The sequence below is a fragment of the Micromonospora sp. NPDC005324 genome (genome assembly GCF_040607155.1).
Taxonomy (GTDB): Bacteria; Actinomycetota; Actinomycetes; order Mycobacteriales; family Micromonosporaceae; genus Micromonospora; species Micromonospora trifolii.
In genome coordinates this window covers 19,209-44,086 of sequence record NZ_JBEXGE010000032.1, presented here as the reverse complement: position 1 = coordinate 44,086, position 24,878 = coordinate 19,209, and the positions used below count along the sequence as shown (strand labels likewise).

Here is a 24,878-nt window from a genome sequence, read left to right as displayed (position 1 = left end):
CCGCCTCGATCACCCCCTCGGCTCGGCGACGCGTGCCAGCAGCAGGCTCACGTTCTGGCCGCCGAACCCGAACGAGTTGGTGACCGCGTACTCCAGCTCGGCCTTGCGGGGCGTGCCACGGATGTGGTCCGCCGGGCAGGCCGGGTCCGGATCGTCGAGGTGGTACGTCGGCGGCAGCAGCCCCCGACCGAGCGCCAACGCGGTGGCCGCCGCCTCCAGCACCCCGGAGGCCCCCAACAGGTGACCGGTGAGCGCCTTGGTGGAGCTGACCGGCACACCGCCGACGCCGAAGACGTCGGCCAGGGCGGTGGTCTCCGCGATGTCACCGAGCTTCGTGCCGGTGCCGTGCGCGTTGACGTAACCGACCGCCGCCGCCGGCACTCCGGCGCTGCGCAGCGCCCGGCGGATGCACGCCGCCGCGCCGGCGCCGTCCGGGCGGGGCGCGGTCGGGTGGTACGCGTCGGTCGTCGCGCCGTGGCCGGCCACCTCGGCGTACCCGGCGACACCGCGCGCCGCGGCGTGCTCGGCGCGCTCCAGCACCAGCAGCGCGGCCCCCTCGGACAGGACGAACCCGCTGCGGGAGGTGTCGAAGGGTCGACTCGCCCGGCCCGGGTCGGTGCCGGCCCGCGCCAACGCCCGCGCGTTGCCGAAGGTGTCGGCGAAGGTCGGGAAGAGCGGCGCCTCGCTGGCCCCGCAGAGCACCACGTCGACCTCGCCCGTCGCGATGAGCCGCACCCCGTCGGCGACCGCCTGGGCGCCGGAGGCGCAGGCGGTGCCGACCGACGAGCTGTATCCCCGGATACCGTGCGCGATGGCGATCCGCGCCGCCGGCATGTTCGGCAGGATCCCGGTGAGCAGGTACGGGCTGACCGCCGCCCGACCCCGGGCCGCCCGGGCCAGCACCTGCGACTCCAGGGTGGCCATCCCGCCGACCCCACCGACGATCACCCCGATCCGGTCGCTGTCGACGTCGCGGCCCACCTCGATGCCGGCGTCGGCGAGAGCGTCCGCGGCGGCGAGCAGCGCGAGGACGACGATCCGGTCCAGTACCCGGGTCTCCGGCCCGGACGCGACGGTGCGCGGGTCGATGTCGGGCAGCAGGCCGGCGACGTCCAGCGACGTGCCCACCCGGTGCCCCTCGGGCGGACGGGTCAGCCCGGACCGGCCGGTGGTCAGCGCGTCGAAGGTCTCCTCGACGCCCCGTCCGACCGGGGTGAACAGACCCATCCCCGTGATCAACGCGCTCACGCCGCCGCTCCGCTTCGCTCCACGGCGGCGTGCGACTCATCGCTGCTGAGTCGCCTGATTCGCTCGCTGCGCTCACTCATGAACTCGCCTCGGTGAGGTAGCGCTCGCGCAGGACCACCTTGCGGACCTTGCCGGTCACGGTGACCGGGATGTCGGCGGAACGCACCGGCACGACCCGGCGCAGCGTGGCGCCGACGTCCGGGCCGAGGGCCACGCGGACCCGCTCGGTGCGGTCCTCGGCCTCGTCGGCGCCGGCGGCCAACTCCAGCAGCACGTCGGTGACGACCGCGCCGGCCTCGGCGACGATCACCACGGTGCAGTCGGTGACGTCCGGGCAGGCGGCGAGGATGCGCTCCTCGGACAGCGCTGTGTAGAAGCGCCGCCCGTCACCGGCGTCGACCGAGTCGACCGCCCGGTCCAGGTGGTAGTAGCGGCCGTCGGCGTCGGCGCGGACCAGGTCACCGGTGAGGTACCACCCCCGTTGGCGGAAGCGGTAGGTGGTGACCGAGTCGTTCCAGTAGCCCCGGAACAGCGACGGCGAGTCGATGCCCAGGAAACCCACCTCGCCGACCGGCACCGGCTCGCCGTCGGCGTCGAGCACCGCGACCTTGGCGAACTGGTACGGGCGGCCGATACAGCGGCCGTACCGGTCGGTGTCGGCGCGGTGGGTGATGTGGAACATCGAGTGTCCCATCTCGCTGGAGCCCAGCCCGTCGATGAAGACCGAGCCGGGCACCTTCGCCACCCCGTCGCGGGTGACGGTGTCGTGCCAACCGACAGCGACGAGGCGGCGGATGTGCGGCTCGTGCGAGGCGTCGCCGGTGTTGAACCACAGCCGCACCGAGTCCAGGTCGTACCCGGACAGGTCGAAGCGGGCGAGCTCCGCCCAGGTGACCGAGAAACCGAACACCCCGTCTGGGCGCCAGCGTTGGATGGCGTCCAGCACCCGCTCGCCGCCCTGCTCGGAGAGCAGGAACATCTGCGCGCGATTGCCCAGCGCCTGGTTGACCATCAACACGGTGGCGGTGTGCGGTGCGGGCAGCGCGTTGAGGATCCGGGTGGTGCCCTGCGCCTGCGGCATGGTGAGCAGGTGCCGGGTGGCCGCGAAGAGGCTGGCGTGCGAGTGCAGCACCGCCTTGGGCACCCCGGTCGTCCCGGAGGTGTGGGTGATCACGATCGGGTCGTCCGGGTGGTGTCGGTAGTGCGCCGGGGCGGCGGCCGGGTCGCCCGTGCCGGCCTGCGCGGGGGTGCCGAGCAGGGGTACGCCCAGGTCGTGCCCGGCCAGCGACGCGGTGTGCGCGTCGTCGGCCAGCACACCGACGCCCCGCAGACGGCGGATGTACTCGGCGGCGATCTCCGGGCGGAGTTTGCCGTTCATCAGCGCCGGGATCGCCCCGAGCCGGGCCAGCGCCAGGAAACTGAGCACCATGTCGGCGGCGGCGGTGGCCCAGACGGCGACCGGGTCGCGGGGGCGTACCCCCTGTTCGTGCAGCCAGGCGGCGCGGGCGGCGACCCGCTCGTCGAGCCGCCCCAGCGTCAGTGGCGTCTCGGCGGGGTGCCCGTCGACGGCGGTGTCGAAGGTCAGGCCGGGCCCGTCCGGGTCGGCGCCGTGCGCCAGTACCCGGGCCAGGACGTTGCCCGCACCCAGCTCGGTGTCGGCGGCCAGTGCGCCGCGCAGTCCCCGTGTCCTCATGGTCGTGCTCCTCCCCCCAGCAGCAGCACCGCGACCGCCTCGGTCGGCTTGTCGGGTGCCTGTTCGATCAGGATCAGCAACACCTCGTCGGCGTCGCCGTCGTCGCGCAGCAGGTCGGCCTCGTCGACGCCGTCGGTGTACGGGTCGCCGGTCGGGCTGAGGCAGACCACCGGGCCGCGCAGGCCCCAGCGGGCCGCGATGTGCCCGGCGACGCTGTTGGGCACGGACTGGAAGAAGAACAGTGGGCCGATCCGCCCGCCGGCCTCGACTGTCGCCCGTACGTGCTGGGCGCTGGCGAGATCACCGCTGGCGCTGACCAGCACGATCCCCGTCCGCATGCCGGCGGGCACTCCCGCCGACCCGTACCCCCGCCGCAGGCACCGCTCGGCGACGGCCACCACCACCGGCGCGAAGTCCGAGTGCACAAACCCCGGCACCCCCGCGACCGTGCCGTCAACGTCCCCACCCTCAGGCCAGAAAGCCCGAGCCCTCTCCCCGGCCGCATTCCCCGGCGATCTTGCGGTGTCGGTCGTCGGTTTGGGCGCCTGGTCGGATTCGTCGGGGCGAAAAGTGCAAGATCGCGGGGAGTGGGGGGCGGTCATTCGACGCCGACCAGCAGAGCGGTGTTGGCGCCACCGAAGGCGGCGTTGAGGGTCAGGGCGTGGGTTTCCGCACTCCTTTGTGGATGGGTCTTGACGACGTTCAGGGGGCAGGAGTCGTCGGGGCCCAGCCAGCCGGCGTTGACCGGCAGTTCGCCGTGGCGCAGCGCGAGCGCGGTGACCACCAGTTCGAGTAACCCGGACGCCTCCAGCGCGTGCCCGTGCACCGACTTCGTGGAGCTGACCGGGACCCGGTTGGCATGCCCGCCGAGGGCCCGGCGCAGGGCGGCCGCCTCGGCGGTGTCGCTCTGCGCGGTACCGGTGGCGTTGGCGTTGACGTAGCCGACGGACTGCGGTGGCAGCCCGGCCCGGCGCAGCGCGCCGTCGACCGCGCGGGCCAGCCCGGTGCCGCCGGGCTCCGGCTGGCAGGGATGGAACGCGTCACCGGCCCGCCCCCAACCGGCCACTGTGGCCACCGGTTCGACTCCGCATCGCCGGCCGGTGCTCGATTCCAGCACCACCGCGGCCACACCGTCGCCCAGCAGCAACCCCCGGCGGCCGGCGCTGAACGGGCGGACCGCCCCGTCGGCCGCGAGGGCGCGGCCGGCGTCGAAGAGCGCGAACTGGTCCGGTTCCACCAGGTAGCCGGCCGCGACCACCACCCGCTCGACATCACCGCGGGTGATGCGGGCGGCGGCGTCGGCCACGGCCGTGCTCGCCGACACGCAGGCGCTGGTGTAGACCCGGGTGTGACCCGACAGTCCACATCGGGTGGCGAGCTGACCGGCGAGCACGGCCGGCGTCGGGCCCACGGCCGGGCCGCCGTGCACGGCGAGCAGCAGAGCACACCCGGCGCGCTGCGCGCGGTCCAGACCGGCCGCCCGACAGGCCGCGTCGATCGAGGCGGCCAGCTCGTCGGGGAGCGTACCGACCTCGGGCAGGGTGGCCGCCACGGTGACCCGGCGGGCGGCGGTGTCGAATCGGCCCACCGGTCCGAACGCCGGCACCCCGGCCAGCACACCGGCGAGCTGCGCTTCGGCGCCCCGCCCCAGGGCGCTGACCGCGTGCACACCGGTGAGCTGGGCGACCCGCGCCTCAACCATCGGCGGAGGCGGTCAGCGACGCCCGGAACACCCGCAGGGCGTCGTCGACGGTGCGGATGCCGGCCAGCTCGTCGTCGGTGATGTCGAGCCGGCGTTCGTAGCGCTGCTCGACGAGGTGCACCAGCCAGGCAAGCTCCATCGAGCCGATCCGGTCGGACACTTCGGCAGCCGGTTTCGCTGTGAGTTCGGCGAGCATGGTCATCAGGTCAGCTCGCCCCAGATCGGGCTGACCGCTCATCAGGCTTTGTCGCTCGTCGCCTCGGTGACGCGATTGGCGACCATTGTGGTGAACTCGCCGACCGTCATGAGGGCCAGCTGCTCCGACTCGTCGTCGGCGAACGTCAGGCCGTACCGGTCCTCGACCCGGACGGACAGGTCGGCCAGGGCGAGAGACTCCAGGTCGACGCCGGAGGGGCCGAGCGTGGTGTCGTCGTCGAGCCCCTCGACGTCGTAGTTCATGTCGGCGAGCTGCTCGACGACGAAGGCGCGGACCTCGGCTCTCATGGATACCCTCTCTGCGTGGCTCAGCTGACGGTGTCCGGTCGGGACACCGCCTACGTGTGGGTCGGTCGGGACACCGGCGGTCAGCCGGATCCGGCCGCTGTGCTGTTGCGGCGGGCGGGTGCCCTGCTGCTCGGTCGCCCGGAGGCCGAGCTGGTGCTGACGCACGACCGCGAAGGGCGGCCGGTCGTCCGGGTCGACGAGGTGACCGGGTCGGTCGAGCTGGCGGTCAGCGTCAGCCGCGCCGCCGGGCTGGTGGTGGTCGCCGCCCGTCGGGCCGGCGCGGTAGGGGTGGACGTGGAGCGGATCCGTCCGCTGCCGGCGCTCGCGCTGGCCCGCCGCTGGTTCCCGCCCGCTGAGCTGGCCTGGTTGGGCGATCGGCCCGCAGCCGGCCGGACGGTGGACTTCCTGCGGCTGTGGACCGCCAAGGAGGCGGTCGGTAAGGCGCTCGGGCGGGGGTTGCGGGACGGCGGGCTGCGCCGGTTGATGCCGGTGCCGGGGCTGCCGTTGCGACCGGTGCCCGGTGCCGAGCCCCTGTGGGTCGGTCACCCGCAGCTGGGCGGGGGCCTCGTCCTGGCGGTCGCCGCGCGGGCGAGCGCGCAGGTCGACGTCGAGGTGGTGCAACGGCCCGGTCACGGGGTGACCGCCGAGCGCAGCGCGTCGGTCGAGCGGACCAGCTTGCCGGTGGTGGTACGGGGCAACTGATCGAGCAGGTGCAGCGCTCGGGGCCGCTTGTAGCCGGCCAACCGCTCGGCGAGGAGCTTGTCCAGCGTCTCCTCCGACAGCGGGCCGTCGGGTTGGACGTACGCGGTGATGCCGTCGTCCCAGACCACCACGGCGGCGGCCACCCCGGTCAACTCGGCGACGGTGGCCTCCACCTCGGTCAGGTCGACCTTCATCCCGCCGACGGAGACCTGCGAGTCGAGTCGACCGCGCACCGTGACCAGGCCGGTGTCCTCTTCGACGGTGCCGGCGTCACGGGTGTGCAGCCAACCGTCGGACCAGCGGGTCGGGTCGCTCAGTCCGACGTACGGCGACGCGGGGCAGGACACCCACAGCTCACCGCCGGACTCGCGGACCTCGATGCCGGGCGCCGGGGCGATCGACGGTCGGTGCGCGCCGTGCAGGTCGGTGCCGATCACCCCGACCTCGGTCATCCCGTACATGTTGCCCAGCGGCACCCCGTACCGGTCGGTGAACGCCCGGGCGACGGCGGCTGGCACCAGCTCGCCTCCGGTGGTCATCCGTCGCAGCTGCGGCAGTGGACCGGTCGGGCGGGTGGAGGCGAGCAGCCCGATGTGGAACGGCACTCCGAGCACGGTGGCCGGTGTGGTGCCGGCACTGATCGCGGCCAGCACGGCGTCGCCGCTGAGCCGCTCCGGCGGAACCAGCTCGACCCCGGCGTGCAGCCCGTAGAGCAGGCCGCCGACCAGGCCGAGCACGTGCACCACCGAGGGCAGCAGGATGATCCGCTCGCCGGGCAGCGCGACCCCGTCGATCCGGGTGTAACGGTGCACCTCGGCGACCAGGTCGGCGGCGGTGCGGCCGATCACCTTGGACGGGCCGGTGGAGCCCGAGCTGAGCTGGATCACGGCGTGGCCGCTGACCGCCGGACGGTCGGCGTACCGGGTGACGCCCTCGGTGACGTCGACGAAGATCCTCAGCGCGCCGCCACCGGTCCGCAACGGGGCGACCACCACCTGCGGGGTCAACCGGGCCAGCGCCCGGTCCACCTCGTGGTCGGTGAGCCGGTGGTCGAGCAGGATCGCCTGTCCCCCGGCGCGCCAGGTGGCCAGCAGGTTTACCACGTACGCCAGGGACGGCGGCAACCGCAGCGCCGCGGCGCCACCGGGGCGCAGTCCGGCGGCGGTGAGTCGGTCCTGCGCGGCGGTGACCAGCCGGTGCAGGGTGGCCCGGTCGACGGGCTCGGGCAGACGGAGACAAACGTCGGTCGGGTGGCCGCCGAACAGGACTTCGTCCACCCATCCCGGGTCGGTCACCGTAGGATCTTCTGCCGTCACTGCCGTTCACCGCCCAGCATGAAAGAGGGCGAATCCGCCCATCACGTACGCTTGTTGGGGTGCTGCGGGGAACCATACGACGGTCACGGGGCCATTGCTAGATGCGAATGGATGGATCAAAAGCAGCGGCCAGCCGGATTGCCGACAGCCCGTTCGGCGGGCAGGATCGGGCGGGAGATTTGGCAGAGCGTCACCGAGACATGACCCCTCGTACAACCGTCGCGCGGCGCCAGCCGGACGGCCGATGGCGTCGCGGTCACCGGGTGAGCCCGACGAGGGTGGCGAGTCGCGCCACGCCAGCGGCTGCCCGGCCACTGTGGGCGATCTCGGCGATGAGGGTACGGGCGGCAGGCCGGTAACGGACCTCGTCAGGTGCGATGGCGTCGGCGTCGGCAAGGGCGTGCCCGGCGGCGGCGAGGTCGCCGACCTGAAGGTAGGCGCGGGCGGCATCGAGAAGATGGGCGGCCCGATGCTCGGCGGGCAGCCGACGCCAGGCGTCGCCGAGAACGGCCCTTTCGTGGCGGTGCACGGCCTGGGCGGCGTCGCCGAGGTGTAGGGCGCTGATACAGCGGGCCAGTCGCACGGCGGCAGGGCCGAACGCGGTGTGGTGCAGGTCGTCGGCGCCCGCACACCGGCCGGCCAACGCGGCGGCGTGGTCGATCAGCTCATCGGCGCGGCGACCGTCGCCACAGCCGGCGGCGGCCATGGCGGCCTGGAGCAGCAGCGTTCCGCGTACCCACTCATTGGCGGCCGTACCCACGGCGGCGACGGCCGCGGTGAGGGCGAGTCGGTCGCGACCCAGAGCCCGCAGCGCCTGCGCCACGGCGATCGTGGCAGTGCCGGTGCGGATGGGGTCGCCCGCCGCGGCGGCGACCGCCCGGTCCGCGGCCAGCCAGGCGAGGTCGGGCTCGCCGAGCTTGACGAGCACCGAAGCGGTGATCCGGTACGCGGGCACCAACAGGCCCGCGGTGGTGTGGGCGGCGTCGAGCAGGGCGGGCAACGCCCGGAGCAGTTGGGCGTAGTGGGCGTGTTGGTAGGCGAGCCAGGCGTACTCGACCTGACGGCCCACCTCTTCGGTCGGCACCGTCCGGGTGCGGCGCTGATGGTAGTGGGCCAGGGCGGCGTAGACCGCGTCGATGCCGTCCAGGGCGGTGGCCGCCGGCAGCGGCGACTTGCGGAGGTCGAGCAGCACGGCCGGGTCGAGGCGCAGCACCTCGGCGATCTCCTGGACGACGGAGTAGCGGTCCAGGTTGCGAACGCCGCGCTCGACCTTGTCGACCCAACTCTTCGACTTGCCGAGCCGGTCGGCAAGCATCTGCTGTGTCATCCGGCGGCGGACACGCCAACGGGCCACTCGCCGCCCGACCGGCTCGTCCCGTTCCTCGCCAGGTCGGGTCACCGGTCCCGCCCCTGCGACAGCGCCTGGGTGGGATGCCCACAGTGGGGACACCACCTCACCTTCACCCGGAACGCCAACAACCCAAGCAGAAACCCCGGCACCAGCCCACCAAATAGCAACGCCACCACTTCGAAAACCACGAGCACCTCCACCGCTCAAGCTCGCCATCGTGACTCGATCCGCTCGTCTTGACGTGTCCAGTGGACTCCGTGAACGAGGCCGCAGAGGCAGGTGCGCTCGGTGCCTATCAGTGCCCCACGAGTGCCGAAGCCACCCGATGTCCGACCGAATCGCTACTGTTCGTGTGGCGGTCGCTACAGATGAGGAGGCTGGAGGGTGGCACCCAGTGGGGAGGCGTTGACGCGGTTGTTGGCCGAGGCGGGCTGGCAGCCGGAGCAGTTCGCTCGACGTCTCAACGAATGCGCCGAGCGGCACGGGCGGGCTGAGCGGCTGCATCTCAAGACGCCGTACAAGTGGAAGAAGGGCGATGTTCCCCGAGCACCGTGGCCGTCGTTGACCTCCGCGCTGCTGTCCGAGCAGTTGCAGCGGACGGTTGGTCTCGATGAGCTCGGTTGGCCGAGCGACGGGTTCGAGGCCGCTCTCGCCTCGGCCGGTCTTGACCTGCCCTGGTCATCAAGCGGGGCCTTGCGGGCGGGCGAGGTGGTGAACGAACCTGAGGGGATGACGCACCGACGGATGTTCCTCACTCTGCTCGGTTCCGCACTGACCTCACCGGCGCACGAGTGGCTGATCGCCCAACCACCGAAGGACATCGCATCGACCGCCGGCCGACCTCTGTCCGGCGACGTCGTGGACCACCTGGACGCGGTGACCGCCAGCCTGCGGCGGATGGATGACCACCTCGGCAGCGGTCAGACTCTGGGCCTGGTCCGGAAGCACCTGAGCACGGTGGTCGAGGTGCTGCGCGAACGCAGCTATACCGACACGGTCGGCCGACGACTGCACGGCACCGCCGGTGAGTTGCTGCGCCTCGCCGGTTGGCTCTCCTTCGACGACGGCCACCACACCCAGGCGCAACGGTTCTGGATCGCTGGGCTCTATCAGGCCAACGCGGCCGGTGATCGCGGCCTCGGCGCGAACATCCTCGGCTTCATGTCCTGCCAGGCCAAGGATCTCGGTCAGCTCCGCCAGGCCGTGACCCTCGCGGAGACCGCGCGTGCCAGCTATCCGGCTACAAGCCCCAAGGTGGGGACGATCCTCGATCTGCGGGCCGCCGAGGCGTATGCCAACAACCGGTCGGTCACCGACACCCGCCGTGCGCTCGACACCGCATTCGACAGATTCACCGACAGCCGGCCGGAGCACGGCGACCCGGACTGGTCCTACTGGATCAACGAGGCGCAGGCCCACGCTCAGGCCGGCTACTGCTTCGTGAAGCTCGAAGACTGGCCGCGCGCTCGTGACCACCTACGGGCAGCGCTGCGGCTACAGAGCAACGAGTACACCCGCGAGGGCGCACTGCGTAACGCGTTGCTCGCGACCACCTACGTTCAGCAGGAACACCCCGAACTGGACAAGGCGCTTGCCCTCGGCGACCAGGCCGTGCAAACTCTGACCGGGCAGGTCACCTCCACCAGATGCATCAAGCACGTCCGCAACCTGGTTGGCGCGCTGGCCCCGTACCGGCGCACCCCCACCGTCCGCCAATTCTGTCAGGATGCCCGGGACCTCATCGCCACCTGATCCCTGGCGGACCTGCTCAGGCGTTGAGCGGTTCGCGGCGCTAGCTCGGTTTGATGCTGGCGAGTTGGACGAGCAGCTGAACCAGCCGGTACGCCTCGGCGACGTCGACGGCGTGGAAGGCGACCGTCCGACCGCCGTCGAGGCGGGTCACACCCGGCACCAGAGTTGCGAGGTCGACCATGTACGGCCCGTACAGGTCGACCTCGACGTCCAACGGCCCGACCATCTTCGCCGGTGGGATCGAGGCGCGCCGGGCGATCGCGTCGGCGGCAGCGTGGCGCAGCCGCTCCCGTGCCTCCTGCGGATGCAGCGCCACCGCGGCGGCCTGCCCCAGGGTCTGCTTCACGGCGACGGTGACTGCCGAGGGCACCAGCTCACTGAACTCCGCGCAGGCGGTGTCGTCTCCGCTGAGCAGAACGACGGGCGCGTCCAGGTGTCCCGCCATGGCGACGTTGAGGCCGATCTCGCCCAACGATCGGCCGGCCACCCGCACGTCGAGGACGGCGTCACTTATCGTGTGGGCCAGCACGGCGGGCCCGGCACCGGCCCGAGCGTGATAGCCGACGAGGAGAACGGCATCCGTCTGCTCGTCCAACCCCGCGAGCATGCCCAGCGGGCGGGGTTTGCCCCGCACCAGGTGAGCACGCCGGTCGAGGTCCTCCGGCAGGATGTTCCGAAACGTTCCGTGCGCGTCGGCGACCCACACCACCGCGTCGGGCTCAGCATTGAGGACCCCGGCGATCACCGCGTTCGCCTCGGCCGTCATCAACGCCCGGCCGCGCTCGTAGTCGTACCGATCCGGGTTCGTCTCGGTGGGGTGCACGACCCCCGAGATGCCTTCGAGGTCGACCGAGATCAGCACCTTCATGGCTACAGGACCTTACGCGCTCCTGCCCCGATGTCGACCCCGCAGGGACAGGGCGGTCGATCAAGGAGTTATGGTGCCTGGATCGTCCGTATAGGGGGCGCTTTGTTGCGCACCACAACTCCATGATCGACGGGGGCGGCGCGGGAAGCGGGCGGGAAGCGGGCGGCGCGGGCTGGCGTGGAGCCGTCAGGGCAGGGCTGGGGTCTGGGCGTGGATGTGGAAGCGCAGCGAGCGGGCGTCGGTGAAGCACTCCCGCATCGGGCGCACCAGCTCCCGGTGTTCGGGGCTTCGTTCCCACTCTTCGAAGTCGGCCAGGCTCGCCCACTCACTGGTGATCAACCACTGCTCCGGGTCGGTCGACGACCGGCACACCTGGTCGACCAGGTGCCCCGGCACACCGCCGGCGACCAGGTGCCGCACCTCCTCGTACGCGGCGAGGAACTGCTCGGTACGCGGCACCGGCACCCGTACCAGAAAGACCACCCGGGCTCGTTTGTCGCTCATGACGCCTCTCCCCTCATCGGCGCGGCCCCGCGCAGGACCAGCGCGCTGTTGAACCCGTCGAAGCCCCGCGCGCAGATCAGGGCGAGCCGGCTACGCGGTCGGCGGTGCTCCCGTAGGAAGTCCAGCTCGCAGCCCTCGGCCACCTCGTCCGGCCCCGCCGACGCGGGCAACGTTTCGTGGGCGAAGGCGAGCAGCGCGGTGGCCACGTCCAACGCCGAGCCGCCCTGGTACGCCCGACCGGTCAGCGGTTTCTGCGTGGTCACCGGGGGCGGCCGGTCGGCGAACACGGCACGCAGTGCCTCGGCCTCGCTGCGGTCGTAGCGGGGCACACCTAGCGCGTCGGGCAGCACCACGTCGATTCCGGCCGCGGCGACGCCCGCCCGGTCCAGGGCCAGACGCATCGCTCGCGCGTACTGGGCCGGGTCGCCGGTGCTCTCCGCCGTGGTGTGCGCGGCGTCGTGGGTGGAGCCCCAGCCGCTCACCTCGCCGTAGACCCGGGCGCCCCGAGCCAGGGCGTGCGCCAGATCCTCCACCACGAACACCGCTCCGCCCTCGGCCGGCAGGTAACCGCTGGCCGTGGCGTCGAACGGCCGGTACGCCCGCTCCGGGTCGGCGACGTCACTGAGCAGCCCCGAGCGCAGTTGGCAGGCCAGCGCGTACGGGCTCAACGGGCACTCGGTGGCCCCGGCGATCACGACCGGGGTGCCCCGGCGCACCGCGCGGGCGGCGTGCGCCAGGCTGTCCAGCCCGCCGGCCGACTCCGCGACCAGCACCCCGCTCGGACCCTTGAACTGGTGGTGGATGGAGAGCTGCCCGACGCTGGCCGCGTAGAACCAGGCGATCGACTGGTACGCCCCGACCGTCCGGGACGTGCCGCCCCACAGCCGTTGCAACTCCCGCTGACCGAACAGGTTGCCCCCGGACGAGCTGGCCAGAGTCACCGCGTAGCCGTACGGGTCGGGGGCCCGGTCGGGAAGGCCGGCATCGGCCAGCGCCAGCCGGGTGGCGGCGAACCCGAGGTGCGTCCACCTGTCGGTCTGCACCAGTTGTCGGCTGTCGGCGTAGGAGTCGGCGGTGAAGCCGGGAACCTCCCCGCCGAAGCGGGTCGGATAGCCGGCCGGGTCGAACAACGTGATCGGGCCGGTCCGGCGGGTGCCGGCGAGGACCGTGCGCCAGTGCGCGTCCGCGCCGATGCCGCTCGGTGCGACCACCCCGATGCCGGTCACCACCGCGCGAGCGACCTCGGCGGTCACGCCGCCACCGCGCCGAGCATCCGACGGAAGACCATCGCCGACTGGAAACCGCCGAACCCGCTGCCCACCGAGAGGGCCACGTCCACCGGCACCTCCCGCGCCTCGTTGGGTACGTAGTCCAGGTCGCACTCCGGGTCCCGGGTGCTCCAGTTCGCCGTCGGCGGCACCACACCGAACTCGATGGCGAGGGCGCACGCGGCCATCTCGATCGACCCGATCGCGCCGAGCGAGTGCCCGACCATCGACTTGATCGAGCTGATGGGTATCCCGTATGCGGCCTGGCCCAGCGCCCGCTTGAACGCGGCCGTCTCGTGTCGGTCGTTCTGTCGGGTTCCCGAGCCGTGGGCGCTGATGTAGGAGACCTGCTCGGGCAGGATCCGGCCCTGCCGGAGCGCGTCGGTGACGGCGAGGCCCATCTCCAGCCCGTCCGGCCGGAGCCCGGTCATGTGGAAGCCGTTGCTGCGGCTGGCGTAGCCGGCCACCTCGCAGTAGATGTGCGCTCCCCGCCGCCGGGCGTGCCCGGCCTCCTCCAGCACCAGCACCGCCCCGCCTTCGGCCAGCACGAACCCGTGCCGGTCGGCGTCGAACGGGCGGGAGGCGTGTGCCGGGTCGTCGTTGTCCGGGCTGGTCGCCTTGATCGCGTCGAAGGAGGCGACGGTGACCGGAGAGATCGGCGAGTCGGACGCGCCGGCCAGCATCACGTCCGCCTCACCGTCCACGATCATCTGGTGGGCGTACCCGATGGCGTCGATACCGGAGGTGCAGCCGGTGGACACCACCTGCGCCGGGCCGTGTAACCCGTGCCGGCAGGCCACGTCCGCCGCGAGGCTGCTGGGCACCAGCGCCTGATAGAGGTACGGGCCACCGCGCGCCCCGTCCACCAGCCAACGCCGGCCGTGCTCGCTCACTGTGACGTACTCCTGCTCCAACGCCATCGTGCCCCCCACCGCCGTGCCCAGCACCACCCCGGCCCGGTCCCGTTCCGCGTCGGTGAGCACCAACTGGGCGTCGGCCACCGCCTCGGCCGAGCAGGCCAGCGCGAACTGCACGTACCGGTCGGCCCGCCGCAGTTCGGCCTCGCTGAGCCCCGCCGCGACCGGGTCGAAGTCGCACTCCGCCGCGATCTGCGACCGGAACGCCGACGGGTCGAAGAAACTGATCCGCCGGGTGGCGGTCCGCCCCTCGGTGATGGTCTTCCAGAAGCGGTCCCGGCTGGCGCCGCCCGGGGCGACCACCCCAATCCCGGTCACCACCGTGCGGCGCCCGGTCATCGCGTCACCTCTGTTCGCGACTGCGGGGCTCGCAAACCCGCGCTCATGACCCGCCCCGCTGTTCGACAAGCTCGGTGTCGACGTGGCCCAGTTCGGGCCGGGGGGCGAGCGGGCCCAGGTGGAAGACCACCTCGGCCGGTTCGACGCCGGTGTTGCGCAGCCGGTGCCGCACGTTCACCGGTACGAAAAGCCCCTCGCCGGCGGCCAGCAGCGTCGGCTGGTCGTCCAGGTCAACGGTGATCGCGCCACGGACCAGGTACAGGAACTCCTCGCTGTACGGGTGGTAGTGCTCGGCGATCCGCTCCCCCGGCTCGAGCGTGGCCACCCCGAGGAAACCCGAGGTGCTGCCGACGGTGCGGGGGCCGAGCAGCACCCGCAGCTCACCGCCGCGCCGGCGGTCGGCGGGTACGTCCCGGGCGGCGATCGGGCGGGTGCTCAGGTCACTCATCGTCGGCCTCCGTCGGTGCGTCGCTGGCGGTCGGGCTGCCCTGATCGGCGCGCTGCCAGGCGGTCCGCTCCACCCGGTCCTTGATCACCGCGAGTTGGATCACGCTGTTGGTGTTGATCCGCTCGGTCATCGCGGCGTTGTCGACCGGCGCGGTCGGCTTCATCGCGAAGTCCTGCGTCCAGGTCATCCGGGTGCCACCGGCCTCCTCGGCGTAGCGCCAGTGGATGCGCATGTACTCGAACGGCCCGGTCTCCACCCGGTGCGCCCGGACCTGCCTGCTCACCGGGTCGGCGGTGCGCTCGCTGACCCAGCTCCAGGACACCCCGTTCTCGTCGGGATACATGGTGAGTCGGAACCGCACCGTGTGGCCCTCGCGGTGCAGGATCTCCACCACGGCGTACTCGGTGAACAGCTCGGTCCAGTTCGCCACGTCGTTGGTGATCTCCCAGACCAGCCCCAGCGGCGCGTCGATGACCACGCTGTTCTCGGTGTGCCCGGGCGGGTCGGCGCGGCGGGCGACCAGGTCGGCCACCGCCGGGATGCTCAGCTGCCCGGCCTGCTCGGGGATGGCCACCTGCCAGCGGTCGGCGACGACCGCCGACAGTTCCAGCAGGGCCAACGAGTCCATGCCCAACTCTTCCAGCGACGCGGCGGGCGCCCGGGCCGCGGCGTCGGCGTCCAGCCCGCAGTGCGCCACCAGGATGTCGGTGATCTCGGCGGTCATCGGTCGACCATGGGTGACGGTCATCGGGTCCTCCTGTGGGTTGCGTCGGGATCTGCGGCGGGCGCGGTGCGCGGTGCGGGGGTGGCCGCCGGCCCCCGCGCGGGGGCGGCGAGCAGACGGTCGACCAGGCCGGTGGTGTAGCGGCCCTTGCGGAATGCGGCGTCGTCGAGCACCCGCCGGACGAACGGGATGGTGGTGTGCACGCCCGGACCGGCGATGTCGAACTCGTCCAGGGCACGTTCCAGCCGGTTGAGGGCCAACTCCCGGTCGGGCGCCCAGACGATCACCTTGGCCAGCAGCGAGTCGTACCAGGGGCCGACCAGGTAACCGGCGCTGGCGTGGGTGTCCACCCTGGTGAACGGGCCGCCGGGTGGGGTGAACCGCTCCAACCGGCCGGGCGTGGGGGCGAAGCCGCGCGCGGGGTCCTCGGTGTTGACCCGACACTCCACAGCGACGCCGTGCAGGCGGATCTCCTCCTGCCGCCACCGCAGCGGCACCCCGGCGGCGATGTGCAGCTGCTCGTGGACCAGGTCGATGCCGGTGACCATCTCGGTCACCGGATGCTCCACCTGGATCCGGCAGTTGATCTCCAGGAAGTGGAACTTCTCCTCGGCGTCGACCAGGAACTCCAGCGTGCCGGCACCGACGAAACCGACCTGGAGCGCACCCCGCAGGGCGGTCTCGGCGATGGTGTCGAGAACGGCGGCGGGCAGCGCCGGGGCGGGCGACTCCTCGACCAGCTTCTGGTGCCGGCGCTGCACCGAGCAGTCCCGGGTGCCCAGGTGCACCCCGTTGCCGTGGGCGTCGCAGAGCACCTGCACCTCGACGTGCCGGGCCTCGGTCAGGTAGCGCTCGACGTACACCCGGTCGTCGCCGAAGGCGGCCTGCGCGGCGGCCCGGGTCCGGGTGTACGCCCGGCGCAGCTCGCCCGGGGTGTGCACCACTGTCATCCCCCGGCCCCCGCCCCCGGCGGCGGCCTTCACGATCACCGGGTAGCCGACGGCCTCGGCCACCTCGGCCGCCGCGGCGGCGGTCGGCACCGGCGCGACACTGCCCGGCGACAGCGGCAGGCCGGCGCGGCTCATCAGCGCCCGTGCCGAGGACTTGTCGGCCAGGGCGGCCATCACCGCCGGCGGCGGGCCGATGAACGTCAGGCCGTTGTCGGCGCAGATCTCGGCGAAGTCGGCGTCCTCGGAGAGGAAGCCGTAGCCGGGGTGAACGGCCTGCGCGCCCACCTGGCGGGCCGCCTCCACGATGGCGGCGGCGTTGAGGTAGCTGCGTCGACTCGACGGCGGTCCGATCCGCACGGCCTGGTCGGCGAGGCGGACCACCGCCGAGTCGGCGTCGGCGGCGGAGTAGACCACCGCCGTTCGCACGCCGAGCTCCTTGCAGGCGCGCAGCACCCGCAGCGCGATCTCGCCCCGGTTGGCGATCAGCACGGTCTCGAACATGTCAACCACCCCGCGCCGTCATGCCGGGTCCAGTTCGACGAGCGGCTGGTCGTACTCGACCGGCTGGCCGTCCTCGACGAGGATCGCGGCCACCCGGCCGGCCCGGTCGGCGGTCACCTCGTTCATCAGCTTCATCGCCTCGACGATGGCGACCGGCTGGCCCGGGCGGACCAGGTCGCCCACCGCGACGAACGGCCGGGCGCCGGGCTCCGGCGCCCGGTAGAAGGTGCCGACGATCGGTGCCCGCACCGCGACGCGCCCAGGCACCGGCGGCCGGAGCACCGCAGGTGCGGCGCCGGGCGCCGGCACGACCGCCGGTGCCGCCTCGGCCCGGGGCAGGGGTACGTCCGGTCGGGTCGCGTCCTCCGGGTGCCACTCGACCTCCAGGACCGCCGGCCCGCTGCGCAGCCGGATCCGGCGCACCGGCCCGGCCAGCTCGGCGATCAGGTGTTGCGCCTGCCGGCGCAGCCCGGCCAGCGCCTCCTCGCCGTCCACCCCCACGTCGTCGGACGCGTCGACTGTCGACAGCGCGCGGTCGCCGGCGGTCATCGCAGGCCCGCCCGTGCGCCGACGCGGTTCGCGCCGAACCGTCGGAAGCGTTGCCGGCGCAGGCGGACCAGCATGGCCGGCGGCACGTCCAGCAGCGGCAGGAGGTTGGCCAGTAGGGCGGCGCGCAACCGGTGGGCGGTCTCCGCCGGGTCGTCGTGCGCGGCACTCGGCGGCTCCGACACGACCTCGTCGACCACCCCGAGCCGGCGCAGGTCTGGCGCGGTGAGTCGCAACGCGCGGGCGGCCTGCGGGGCCGCGGACCGGTCCGGCCAGAGGATCGCCGCACACCCCTCGGGGCTGATCACCGAGTAGACGGCGTTCTCCAGCATCAGCACCCGGTCGGCCACCGCCAGCGCCAGCGCGCCGCCGCTGCCGCCCTCGCCGGTGATCACCGCGAGCACGGGGGTGGGCAGCACGGTGAGGGTGAGGATGTTCTCGGCGATGGCCGCCGCCTGGCCCTGCTCCTCGGCGCTCACCCCGGGGTCGGCGCCGGGGGTGTCCACCAGGGTGACCACGGGCAGACCGAGCCGGGCAGCGAGGCGCATGAGCCGCAGTGCCTTGCGGTGCCCGGCCGGGCTGGCCATGCCGAAGTTGCGGGCGACCAGCTCGGCGGTGGTGTGCCCCTTCTGGTGACCGATGACCATCACGTGCCGGCCGGCCAGCCGGGCCACCCCACCCACGATGGCTGGGCAGTCCGCGCCGAGCCGGTCGCCGTGCAGCTCCACGAACCCGTCGAAGACCGAGTCCAGGTAGTCCAGTGTGGTGGGTCGCCCCGGGTGCCGGGCCGTCCGGACGGTGTCCCACGCGTCGCGTACCGCCGGGGTGTCCCCCGCTCCCGGGGTGCCGGCGTCTCCCTCGGCCGCCGGGTCCGCCGGCCGCGCCACGGCGGCGCCGTCGTCGGCGAGGCGCTCGCGGCGCGCCGCCGGCTCCTGCCGGGGTACGGGCGGACGCGCCGGACGGCCGGCGCGGGTCGCGGCGAGCAGGGCCATCAGCCGCCCGCGCAGCGACCGGCGCTGCACCACCATGTCGACCTGCCCGTGTCGGAGCAGGAAGTCGGCTGTCTGGAAGCCCTCCGGCAGGGCCCGCCCGGTGATCTGACGGATCACCCGGGGGCCGGCGAAGCCCATCCGCGCGCCACTCTCGGCGAGCACCAGATCGGTGTTGGTGGCGAACGAGGCGGCCACCCCGCCGTAGGTCGGGTCGGTGAGGACGCTCACGGTGAGCAGCCCCGCCTCGCGTAGCGCGGCGATGGCCTGGCTGACGGTCGCCATCTGCATCAACGACAGCGCGCCCTCCTGCATCCGCGCGCCGCCGGAGGCGGTGATCAGGACGAGCGGGGTGCGGTCGTCCAGCGCCCGTTCGGCGGCCCGGGTGATCAGCTCACCCACCGCGCAGCCCAGGCTGCCGCCGAGGAAGCGGAAGTCCATCACCGCCAGGGCCACCGGGTGCCCGCCGATGGTGGCCGTTGCGCAGACGACCCCCTCGGCCAGACCCGTGCTGGCCCGCGCCCCGGTGAGCCGGTGCGGATACGGCAGCACGTCGACGAAGTCGAGCGGGTCCGCCTCGGGCAGCAGGTCGGGCAGCAGGCGCAGCGAACCCGGGTCGACCAGTTGGCGCAGGCGCTCCGGCGCGCCGAGTCGGGCATGCTCCCCGCACTCCGGGCAGACGTCGAGGTTGCGGCGCAGCCGTTTGCGGTAGAGCAGGCTGGCGCAGCCCGCGCAGCGCGACCAGAGCTGCTCTTCGCGCGGCGCGGTGGCCGTCACGACCGCCGCCCGGTGTCCGGGGCGTCGAACCGGTAGAAGCACCGCGCCATGGCGTCGCGCGGCGAGCGCCAGGTCGACAGGTACGGCGACACGTACGGGCGCAGCCGGTCGCTGACCCGGATGAACTCGGGGTGGTCACGAGCGGCCTCCACCGCGCCCTCCGCCGGCTGCGCGGTCTCGAGCAGGTGGACGTAGAGGTCGTGCAGTCGGTACAACGAGCGGTGCCGGACACCGACCAGGCGCGGCAGCTCCGTCGCGTCCGACTCGGCGAAGATCTCGGCGACCCGCTCCTCGGCGGTCGGATCCACCTTCGCGACGATCAGTGATCGGTCCATACTGGGCCTCCCCCCACAGCGTCCGGCCGGCGACGGGTGGCCCCCGGACGCGCTGGACGACTGCCGACACGATGCGCCGATCCTCGTCACGGCGGCGTCACCGCGCCGGGTCGGCCAGCGACGGATGGTGGTGACGCTGCGTTGACGCAACCTGTGTATCAGCTATGTGTCCGGTGCGCGGCAGGCGCTCATGTTTATGCAGTTCAGAACCGATCTCGGGTTAACTGTCACTAATAGAAGGTCCAGGCTGGCGTTGACGCAACGTGACCATTATTGATAATCTTCAGCGTGGTCAGCCCGGCGGCCTCGGCGGGCGCGGCCGCGCCCGGCCACGCCGCGTTCGGCGGGGTCGACAGTGGCGTCGAGGGCAACCGATCCGGGACACAGCAGACAGTCGGGACGAGCGTTCCGCAGGGGGTGCCGCCGTGGCCGCTGATCCTTCCGTGCCGACCGCCGGAGACCCGCCCGAGGAGGGCGTCTCACTGCACCTGCTCGGCGGCTTCCGACTCCTCCGCGAGGCGGTGCCGGTCGTGGTGCCGCGCGGGCTGCAACGGGTGATCGCGTTGATCGGGCTCCGCCCCGGCGCCACCCGCAGCCAGCTCGCCGGGCTGCTCTGGCCCGACGCGTCGGAGGAACGGGCGCTGTCCTCACTGCGTACCGCCCTGTGGCGGCTCCGACAGGACCCGTGCTGCCCGATGACAGTGGCCAGCGACACCGTACGTCTCGGCTCGGCGGTCCGGCTCGACGTGGACGACCTGGTCGGCACCGCGGCCCGGGTCCGCGACGGCGACGACCCGCGCACCGCGGCCGGGGCGCTCGCCGCCGGGCGGCACGACCTCCTGCCCGGCTGGTACGACGACTGGGTGCTGCTGGACCGGGAACGCCTGCGCCAACTCCGCCTGCACATGCTGGAACAGGTGGCCGGGCACCACCTGGCCGCAGGGCGGCACGGAGAGGCCCTCGAAGCCGCGTTGGAGGCGATGGCCGCCGAGCCGTTACGGGAGACACCACACCGACTGGTGGTCCGCATCCACCTGGCCGAGGGCAACGCCTTCGAAGCCGTGCACGCCTTCTACGTCTACCGGGACCTGCTGCGCCGGGAGCTGCGGCTGGAGCCGAGCCCCGCCATGAGCGCCCTGCTCGACGACACCCTCGCCCCGATCCGCCAGGCCAGCCGCGAGGCCATCACCGACCGCCCGTCACCGGCCGTTCGGCGTACGTGACGGCACCGTCCGTCACCGGCCGGCCGGCGTACGTGACGGTGATGTGACAGGCGCTGCGGCACCGTGGGCGCACAGTGCACGTGGCACCGATCCCCGAGGGTTCGGGCAGGCCACCGGCGGAAGGGGTCCCATGAGTCGTCTACTGATCGTCAGCCGGATCATCCCGGGAGCGGAGGGTCGTGTCGCGCAGATCTTCGCCGAGTCCGACGCCACCGAACTCCCCAGCCTGACCGGCGTCACGCACCGATCCCTGTACTGCCTGCACGACCTGTGCGTACACCTGCTGGAGACCTCGGACGACGTCGACCCGGACGCCCTCGCGGCGGCCCGCAACCACCCGCTCTTCCGACAGGTCAACGAACGGCTCTCCGCGCACACGTCGCCGTACCTGCCGACCTGGCGTTCCCCCCGGGACGCGATCGCCGCCTGCTTCTACCGCTGGGACGCAGCCGAGGTGCCGGCGACACGCTCGACCAGCACCGACGTGCCCACGGCGCGCCCGGCCAGCACCGAGGCGCCCGCCGCGCACCCGGCCGGCTGACATGTCCGCCGCGCCGCCGCACGTCCTGATCATCGGCGCGGGCACGGGCGGGCTGTGCCTGGCGCACGGCCTGCGCCGCGCCGGGATCAGCGCCGCCGTCTACGAACGACACCGCGACCGCGCCGAAGGGCTGCTCGGCTACCGGGTCGGCATCGGCCCCACCGGTAGCCGGGCGCTGCGGGAGTGCCTTCCCCCGGAGCTGTTCGCCACCTTCCTGGCCACCTGCGCCCGGCCGCCGCACTACTTCAACGTCGTCACCCAGGGGCTGCGCCAGACCGCGTCGTTCGCGCTGCGGCCGAGCGCCGACCCGGTCCGCACCGAACACTCCGTGGCCCGGATGGTGCTGCGCCAGGTGCTGCTGACCGGCCTGGAGGACGTGGTGCACTTCGACAAGACCTTCACCAGGTACGAGCAGCGCGACGACGGCACTGTCACCGCGCACTTCGCCGACGGCACCAGCGCCACCGGCGACCTGCTGGTGGCGGCCGACGGCACCCATTCCGCCGTACGCCGCCAGTACCTGCCGCACGCCGTCACCCGCGACGCCGGGACGATCAACATCGCCACCCGGATCCCGCTGACCCCGCACACCAGCGGCCTCATTCCGGAGCGGGTCCAGCAGGGCATCTCGCTGATCTTCGGCGTCGGCGGGATGATGGGCGTGCTGCACGTCATGGAGTTCAAGTGGGACGCCGAACGCTCCATCAAGCCCGGCGTCAGCGAGCCCGACGCCGCAGTGCTCCGAGACTGGCCCGGCCTGGCCCACGACACCACCACCGACAACATCAACCTGATCATCTGGAGTGCGGCCAACCGGTTCCCGGCCGACATCATGGAACGCCGCGGCGAGGACCTGGTGCAGGTCGCCCTGGACCTCACCTCGAACTGGCACCCGCACCTACGGGAACTGCTCGCCCACGCGGACCCGGCCAGCGCCCTACCGATCAAAGTGGCCACGTCCGAGCCGGTGCCGCCCTGGAAGAGCAGCACCGTCACCATGCTCGGTGACGCCATCCACACCATGACCCCGGGTCGGGGCGTTGGCGCGAACACCGCGCTGCGCGACGCCCGCCTGCTCTGCGCACAGCTCAGCCGCGCCACCGCCGGCGACAAGACGCTGCTGCAGGCGGTCGCCGACTACGAGGCCGTGATGGCGCCGTACGGCTTCGCCCGGGTCGCCGAATCGTTGAACCGCAGCGGCACCAGCGGCGACGACCGGATGTACCGACCGGTGGTGGGTCGGCTCGCACTGCTCGGCGCGCGCGGCTACTTCGGAGTGACCAGCCGGGTACCACGGCTCCGTCGCCGGTTCGTCGACGACTTCCACACCTACGAGGGCGACCGGGACTGAACTCCGCATCACCCGACCCGGGCTCGGCGTCCCACGCCGGGCCCGGGTCTCATCGTGTCCGGAGCGCTCTGCCGAGCGATCCATGCCCGGCCCGGTCTCATCGGGTCCGAATTGGTGTGGTCGCGCGACGCTGTGTTACCCGGCGGGCACCGGCTGAGGTGGCGGTCCCACCCGCACCGCTGACGGCCGATCCTGCCTGTCGTCGGCAATACGCGTGTGCGAAGCTGCGGCGAGTTTTTCTCGTGACTTTTACAACGAGCTGAGAGGGAGGTTCGCCGTGGCGTGGTCTTTCGGACACTCGCTGATAGTGGTACTGGCACTGTTGCTGGGCCTGGCCGCCGGGTGGCTGCTGCGCGGCCGGCGGGGCGTACAGGGCAATTCGATTGTGGATGGTGACCCCGTCGCCGGCCTGGCCGTGATCAACACGCCCACGCCGGCTGCCACCACCGACGAGGCCCGGCCTGCGGCCGCCGTCGACCCGGCACCGACCGCGGTCGCCGACGAGCCGGTACCGGTCGACACGGTCAGCGCGCCCGGCGCGCTGACCGAACCGGACGGTCCCACCCCGGTGCCCGTGCCGGCTGACGCCCCGAGCACCGTCGACCCGGGGGACATGGCGCTGACCGAGGACCCGCCGCCGGTACCGGCCACCGAGCAGTCCGACGCCGCTGAGCTGCGGCAGGAGCCGACCGTGGAATCGGCCCCCGAGCCGGTCACTGTCGACGAGCAGCCCGCCCCGACGGCCGTGGTCGCACCCCGCCAGCCCGCGGACGACCTCCCGACCGCCGACACGGCACCGCTCGACACGACGCCGGCCGACGATGCGCCGGTCGAGACCACGCCCGTCAACGCCACGCCGATCGACTCGACGCCGGTCGACGATGCGCCGGTCTCCGTCGGCCCGGCCGACGACGTGGAGACCAAGGCGACGGCGGTCGACGCCGCGCCGGCAGAGGCGTTGACGACCGCAGGTACGTCCGATGCCGAGCCGGTGCACGCCGATTCCGTGAACGGCGAGCCTGCGGTCGCCGCCGCGGAGGCCGAGCGGTCGACGGTGGCCACGCCACCGGTCCGACCGGTCAACACCGCCACCCCTCCGGCTCGTTCGGCCGCCGACACGGCGATCGGCAGCGTCGACGCCGACCCGACGGGCCCGGCCGACGACTTCCGCCGGATCCAGGGGGTCGGGCCGAAGATGGCAGCCGCGTTGCAGGACGCGGGCGTGCGCACGTACGGCCAGCTCGGCGAGTTGGACGAGCCAGCACTGCGTGACCTGATCCGGACCGCCGGCCTGCGCGCCGCACCGGGGCTGGCCAGTTGGCCGCAGCAGGCCCGCGTGCTCGCCGGCGCCGGCGACGAGATGGCCTCGGTGCTGCCGAGCGGCAACCAGGTCTGACCGCCCGCATCCGAGCCCCCGGCAGCCGTCCAGAGCGACGGCGCGCCGGGGGCTCGGCCGCAGGTGCCGAAACTCCTCCGACGCCCGCCGCCCCGCCGCCCGGATCGGTATTCAGGAGACCGCGCGATCCACCCGACCGGGACACCCCGACTCCCCGAAACCCGAGTCGATCACGCCGGGGCGCGGGGGCGCGGTGACGTCCAGGCTCAGGCGCGCAGCTCGGCCGCGAGGTCGCCGATCGACGCCATCGCGTACCGCTGCATTCCTGGACCGAAGGTGATGCGCGTGGCACCCTGCCGGCCCAGCTCGGCCACGGACTCCCGGTCCGGTCCGGCGGCCATGTTGATCGGCCCGGAGATGCCCTCCCTCAGCTGCGGGAGCACCTGCGACGGCGCCAGGATCGGGTAGACGCAGTCGGCGCCGGCAGCCACGTAGAGGCGGGCGCGTTCCACAGCGTCGGCCGGGTCACCCGTCCCTACCAGGAAGGTGTCGACGCGGGCGTTGATGAAGAGAGCGTCGCCCGCCTCCGCGCGCACCTCGGCCAGCCAGTCGGCGTGCCGCCGGGGGTCCTTGAGGGTGCCGGACCCCTCCGAGTCCTCCAGGTTGCAGCCGACGGCGCCGGCCTCCAACAGCCGTCCGACCAGCTCGCGGGGGGCGAGGCCGTAACCGCCCTCGACGTCGGCGGAGACGGGAACGGACACGGCGCGGACGATGCGCGCGACCGCCGCGAACATCTCGTCCGGCGGGGTCGCGCCGTCCTCGTAGCCGAGCGAGGCGGCGACACCCGCGCTCGGGGTCGCGAGCGCCGGGTAACCGGCGTCGGCCAGCACCCGGGCGCTGGCCGCGTCCCAGGGGCCCGGCAGGACGAGCGGGTCACCGGCGGCACGGTCGTGGTGCAGGGCACGGAAGGTGGAGGCTGTCATCGTTGTGGTC

24 protein-coding genes and 1 pseudogene are annotated in these 24,878 nt (G+C 73.0%); 6 read left to right on the top strand and 19 right to left on the bottom strand.

What is annotated here, in order from left to right; translation table 11 throughout:
• Nucleotides 1-9: 9 nt before the first annotated feature.
• From ABZS40_RS27330 to ABZS40_RS27305, 6 genes are all read right to left on the bottom strand, one after another.
• A complete protein-coding gene (locus tag ABZS40_RS27330) occupies nucleotides 10-1,248 on the bottom strand; it encodes a beta-ketoacyl-[acyl-carrier-protein] synthase family protein (RefSeq protein ID WP_354946359.1) in 1,239 nt (412 codons plus the stop codon).
• Nucleotides 1,249-1,324: 76 nt separating this feature from the next.
• Nucleotides 1,325-2,941, bottom strand: a complete 1,617-nt coding sequence (locus ABZS40_RS27325) for a class I adenylate-forming enzyme family protein (protein ID WP_354946358.1) — start codon at nucleotides 2,939-2,941, stop codon at nucleotides 1,325-1,327.
• Nucleotides 2,938-3,378 (bottom strand): beta-ketoacyl synthase chain length factor, encoded by a 441-nt coding sequence (locus ABZS40_RS27320; protein WP_354946357.1) that lies wholly within the window; start codon nucleotides 3,376-3,378, stop codon nucleotides 2,938-2,940. Before ABZS40_RS27320 ends, ABZS40_RS27325 begins: the two co-directional genes overlap by 4 nt.
• A 161-nt stretch (nucleotides 3,379-3,539) precedes the next feature.
• The gene (locus ABZS40_RS27315) at nucleotides 3,540-4,643 is read right to left on the bottom strand and encodes a beta-ketoacyl synthase N-terminal-like domain-containing protein (protein ID WP_354946356.1); all 1,104 of its coding nucleotides are present in this window, start codon (nucleotides 4,641-4,643) and stop codon (nucleotides 3,540-3,542) included.
• Nucleotides 4,636-4,881 (bottom strand): acyl carrier protein, encoded by a 246-nt coding sequence (locus tag ABZS40_RS27310; protein ID WP_354946355.1) that lies wholly within the window; start codon nucleotides 4,879-4,881, stop codon nucleotides 4,636-4,638. The genes ABZS40_RS27315 and ABZS40_RS27310 overlap by 8 nt, the downstream gene beginning before the upstream one ends.
• A complete protein-coding gene (locus ABZS40_RS27305; RefSeq protein ID WP_196922961.1) occupies nucleotides 4,881-5,147 on the bottom strand; it encodes an acyl carrier protein in 267 nt (88 codons plus the stop codon). Before ABZS40_RS27305 ends, ABZS40_RS27310 begins: the two co-directional genes overlap by 1 nt.
• 15 nt (nucleotides 5,148-5,162) lie before the next feature.
• Here ABZS40_RS27305 and ABZS40_RS27300 point away from each other — a divergent pair, with 15 nt between their 5' ends.
• Nucleotides 5,163-5,849: a 4'-phosphopantetheinyl transferase superfamily protein gene (locus tag ABZS40_RS27300; protein WP_354946354.1), complete on the top strand. Its 687-nt coding sequence runs from the start codon at nucleotides 5,163-5,165 to the stop codon at nucleotides 5,847-5,849.
• Here the strand turns inward: ABZS40_RS27300 and ABZS40_RS27295 are convergent.
• On the bottom strand, nucleotides 5,777-7,144 hold the full coding sequence (locus tag ABZS40_RS27295) for a class I adenylate-forming enzyme family protein (protein WP_354946353.1): 1,368 nt from the start codon (nucleotides 7,142-7,144) through the stop codon (nucleotides 5,777-5,779). The two genes, ABZS40_RS27300 and ABZS40_RS27295, sit on opposite strands and share 73 nt — an antisense overlap.
• Before the next feature lie 277 nt (nucleotides 7,145-7,421).
• Entirely contained in the window at nucleotides 7,422-8,564 is a 1,143-nt protein-coding gene (locus ABZS40_RS27290; protein WP_354946352.1) for a helix-turn-helix transcriptional regulator, read from the bottom strand.
• Between the two features lie 336 nt (nucleotides 8,565-8,900).
• Here ABZS40_RS27290 and ABZS40_RS27285 point away from each other — a divergent pair, with 336 nt between their 5' ends.
• Entirely contained in the window at nucleotides 8,901-10,268 is a 1,368-nt protein-coding gene (locus ABZS40_RS27285) for a hypothetical protein (protein WP_354946351.1), read from the top strand.
• Nucleotides 10,269-10,308: 40 nt separating this feature from the next.
• Here the strand turns inward: ABZS40_RS27285 and ABZS40_RS27280 are convergent, their stop codons facing one another.
• From ABZS40_RS27280 to ABZS40_RS27235, 10 genes are all read right to left on the bottom strand, one after another.
• Nucleotides 10,309-11,136, bottom strand: coding sequence for a M55 family metallopeptidase (locus ABZS40_RS27280; RefSeq protein ID WP_354946350.1), 828 nt, complete (start codon nucleotides 11,134-11,136; stop codon nucleotides 10,309-10,311).
• A gap of 186 nt (nucleotides 11,137-11,322) precedes the next feature.
• Nucleotides 11,323-11,640 carry an antibiotic biosynthesis monooxygenase family protein gene (locus ABZS40_RS27275; protein ID WP_354946349.1) on the bottom strand — a complete coding sequence of 106 codons (318 nt, stop codon included), beginning with the start codon at nucleotides 11,638-11,640 and terminating at the stop codon, nucleotides 11,323-11,325.
• On the bottom strand, nucleotides 11,637-12,893 hold the full coding sequence (locus ABZS40_RS27270) for a beta-ketoacyl synthase N-terminal-like domain-containing protein (protein ID WP_354946348.1): 1,257 nt from the start codon (nucleotides 12,891-12,893) through the stop codon (nucleotides 11,637-11,639). The genes ABZS40_RS27275 and ABZS40_RS27270 overlap by 4 nt, the downstream gene beginning before the upstream one ends.
• A complete protein-coding gene (locus tag ABZS40_RS27265; RefSeq protein ID WP_354946347.1) occupies nucleotides 12,890-14,164 on the bottom strand; it encodes a beta-ketoacyl-[acyl-carrier-protein] synthase family protein in 1,275 nt (424 codons plus the stop codon). Before ABZS40_RS27265 ends, ABZS40_RS27270 begins: the two co-directional genes overlap by 4 nt.
• Nucleotides 14,165-14,207: 43 nt before the next feature.
• Complete coding sequence (locus tag ABZS40_RS27260) at nucleotides 14,208-14,612, bottom strand: cupin domain-containing protein (protein ID WP_112587250.1); 405 nt, start codon at nucleotides 14,610-14,612, stop codon at nucleotides 14,208-14,210.
• Nucleotides 14,605-15,360: an SRPBCC family protein gene (locus ABZS40_RS27255; protein WP_354946346.1), complete on the bottom strand. Its 756-nt coding sequence runs from the start codon at nucleotides 15,358-15,360 to the stop codon at nucleotides 14,605-14,607. Before ABZS40_RS27255 ends, ABZS40_RS27260 begins: the two co-directional genes overlap by 8 nt.
• Nucleotides 15,357-16,787 (bottom strand): acetyl-CoA carboxylase biotin carboxylase subunit, encoded by a 1,431-nt coding sequence (locus tag ABZS40_RS27250; protein WP_354946345.1) that lies wholly within the window; start codon nucleotides 16,785-16,787, stop codon nucleotides 15,357-15,359. Before ABZS40_RS27250 ends, ABZS40_RS27255 begins: the two co-directional genes overlap by 4 nt.
• Nucleotides 16,788-16,805: 18 nt before the next feature.
• Nucleotides 16,806-17,336, bottom strand: coding sequence for an acetyl-CoA carboxylase biotin carboxyl carrier protein (gene accB, locus ABZS40_RS27245; protein ID WP_354946344.1), 531 nt, complete (start codon nucleotides 17,334-17,336; stop codon nucleotides 16,806-16,808).
• Nucleotides 17,333-19,099, bottom strand: coding sequence for an acetyl-CoA carboxylase carboxyltransferase subunit alpha (locus ABZS40_RS27240; protein ID WP_354946343.1), 1,767 nt, complete (start codon nucleotides 19,097-19,099; stop codon nucleotides 17,333-17,335). Before ABZS40_RS27240 ends, accB begins: the two co-directional genes overlap by 4 nt.
• Nucleotides 19,096-19,434, bottom strand: a complete 339-nt coding sequence (locus tag ABZS40_RS27235) for a TcmI family type II polyketide cyclase (RefSeq protein WP_091408771.1) — start codon at nucleotides 19,432-19,434, stop codon at nucleotides 19,096-19,098. Before ABZS40_RS27235 ends, ABZS40_RS27240 begins: the two co-directional genes overlap by 4 nt.
• 425 nt (nucleotides 19,435-19,859) lie before the next feature.
• Between ABZS40_RS27235 and ABZS40_RS27230 the strand changes: the two genes are divergently transcribed.
• The 4 genes and pseudogenes from ABZS40_RS27230 to ABZS40_RS27215 all read left to right on the top strand — a co-directional run.
• Entirely contained in the window at nucleotides 19,860-20,657 is a 798-nt protein-coding gene (locus tag ABZS40_RS27230) for a BTAD domain-containing putative transcriptional regulator (protein WP_354946342.1), read from the top strand.
• A gap of 130 nt (nucleotides 20,658-20,787) precedes the next feature.
• A complete protein-coding gene (locus ABZS40_RS27225) occupies nucleotides 20,788-21,198 on the top strand; it encodes a TcmI family type II polyketide cyclase (RefSeq protein WP_354946341.1) in 411 nt (136 codons plus the stop codon).
• Between the two features lies 1 nt (nucleotide 21,199).
• Nucleotides 21,200-22,549: an NAD(P)/FAD-dependent oxidoreductase gene (locus tag ABZS40_RS27220; RefSeq protein ID WP_354946340.1), complete on the top strand. Its 1,350-nt coding sequence runs from the start codon at nucleotides 21,200-21,202 to the stop codon at nucleotides 22,547-22,549.
• Between the two features lie 1,307 nt (nucleotides 22,550-23,856).
• Nucleotides 23,857-23,994 (top strand): annotated as a pseudogene (locus ABZS40_RS27215) (IS481 family transposase); the annotation flags it as partial.
• A gap of 157 nt (nucleotides 23,995-24,151) precedes the next feature.
• Here ABZS40_RS27215 and ABZS40_RS27210 read toward each other — a convergent pair.
• Nucleotides 24,152-24,868: an isocitrate lyase/phosphoenolpyruvate mutase family protein gene (locus ABZS40_RS27210; protein ID WP_354946339.1), complete on the bottom strand. Its 717-nt coding sequence runs from the start codon at nucleotides 24,866-24,868 to the stop codon at nucleotides 24,152-24,154.
• Nucleotides 24,869-24,878 lie beyond the last annotated feature (10 nt).

Excerpts from the sequence above, each read along its gene's own strand:
- ABZS40_RS27325 (WP_354946358.1), bottom strand. The coding sequence starts at position 2,941 with ATGAGGACACGGGGACTGCGCGGCGCACTGGCCGCCGACACCGAGCTG.
- ABZS40_RS27315 (WP_354946356.1), bottom strand. The coding sequence starts at position 4,643 with ATGGTTGAGGCGCGGGTCGCCCAGCTCACCGGTGTGCACGCGGTCAGC.
- ABZS40_RS27310 (WP_354946355.1), bottom strand. The coding sequence starts at position 4,881 with ATGAGCGGTCAGCCCGATCTGGGGCGAGCTGACCTGATGACCATGCTC.
- ABZS40_RS27305 (WP_196922961.1), bottom strand. The coding sequence starts at position 5,147 with ATGAGAGCCGAGGTCCGCGCCTTCGTCGTCGAGCAGCTCGCCGACATG.
- ABZS40_RS27280 (WP_354946350.1), bottom strand. The coding sequence starts at position 11,136 with ATGAAGGTGCTGATCTCGGTCGACCTCGAAGGCATCTCGGGGGTCGTG.
- ABZS40_RS27275 (WP_354946349.1), bottom strand. The coding sequence starts at position 11,640 with ATGAGCGACAAACGAGCCCGGGTGGTCTTTCTGGTACGGGTGCCGGTG.
- ABZS40_RS27265 (WP_354946347.1), bottom strand. The coding sequence starts at position 14,164 with ATGACCGGGCGCCGCACGGTGGTGACCGGGATTGGGGTGGTCGCCCCG.
- ABZS40_RS27260 (WP_112587250.1), bottom strand. The coding sequence starts at position 14,612 with ATGAGTGACCTGAGCACCCGCCCGATCGCCGCCCGGGACGTACCCGCC.
- ABZS40_RS27255 (WP_354946346.1), bottom strand. The coding sequence starts at position 15,360 with ATGACCGTCACCCATGGTCGACCGATGACCGCCGAGATCACCGACATC.
- ABZS40_RS27250 (WP_354946345.1), bottom strand. The coding sequence starts at position 16,787 with ATGTTCGAGACCGTGCTGATCGCCAACCGGGGCGAGATCGCGCTGCGG.
- accB (WP_354946344.1), bottom strand. The coding sequence starts at position 17,336 with ATGACCGCCGGCGACCGCGCGCTGTCGACAGTCGACGCGTCCGACGAC.
- ABZS40_RS27235 (WP_091408771.1), bottom strand. The coding sequence starts at position 19,434 with ATGGACCGATCACTGATCGTCGCGAAGGTGGATCCGACCGCCGAGGAG.
- ABZS40_RS27225 (WP_354946341.1), top strand. The coding sequence starts at position 20,788 with ATGAGTCGTCTACTGATCGTCAGCCGGATCATCCCGGGAGCGGAGGGT.
- ABZS40_RS27220 (WP_354946340.1), top strand. The coding sequence starts at position 21,200 with ATGTCCGCCGCGCCGCCGCACGTCCTGATCATCGGCGCGGGCACGGGC.
- ABZS40_RS27210 (WP_354946339.1), bottom strand. The coding sequence starts at position 24,868 with ATGACAGCCTCCACCTTCCGTGCCCTGCACCACGACCGTGCCGCCGGT.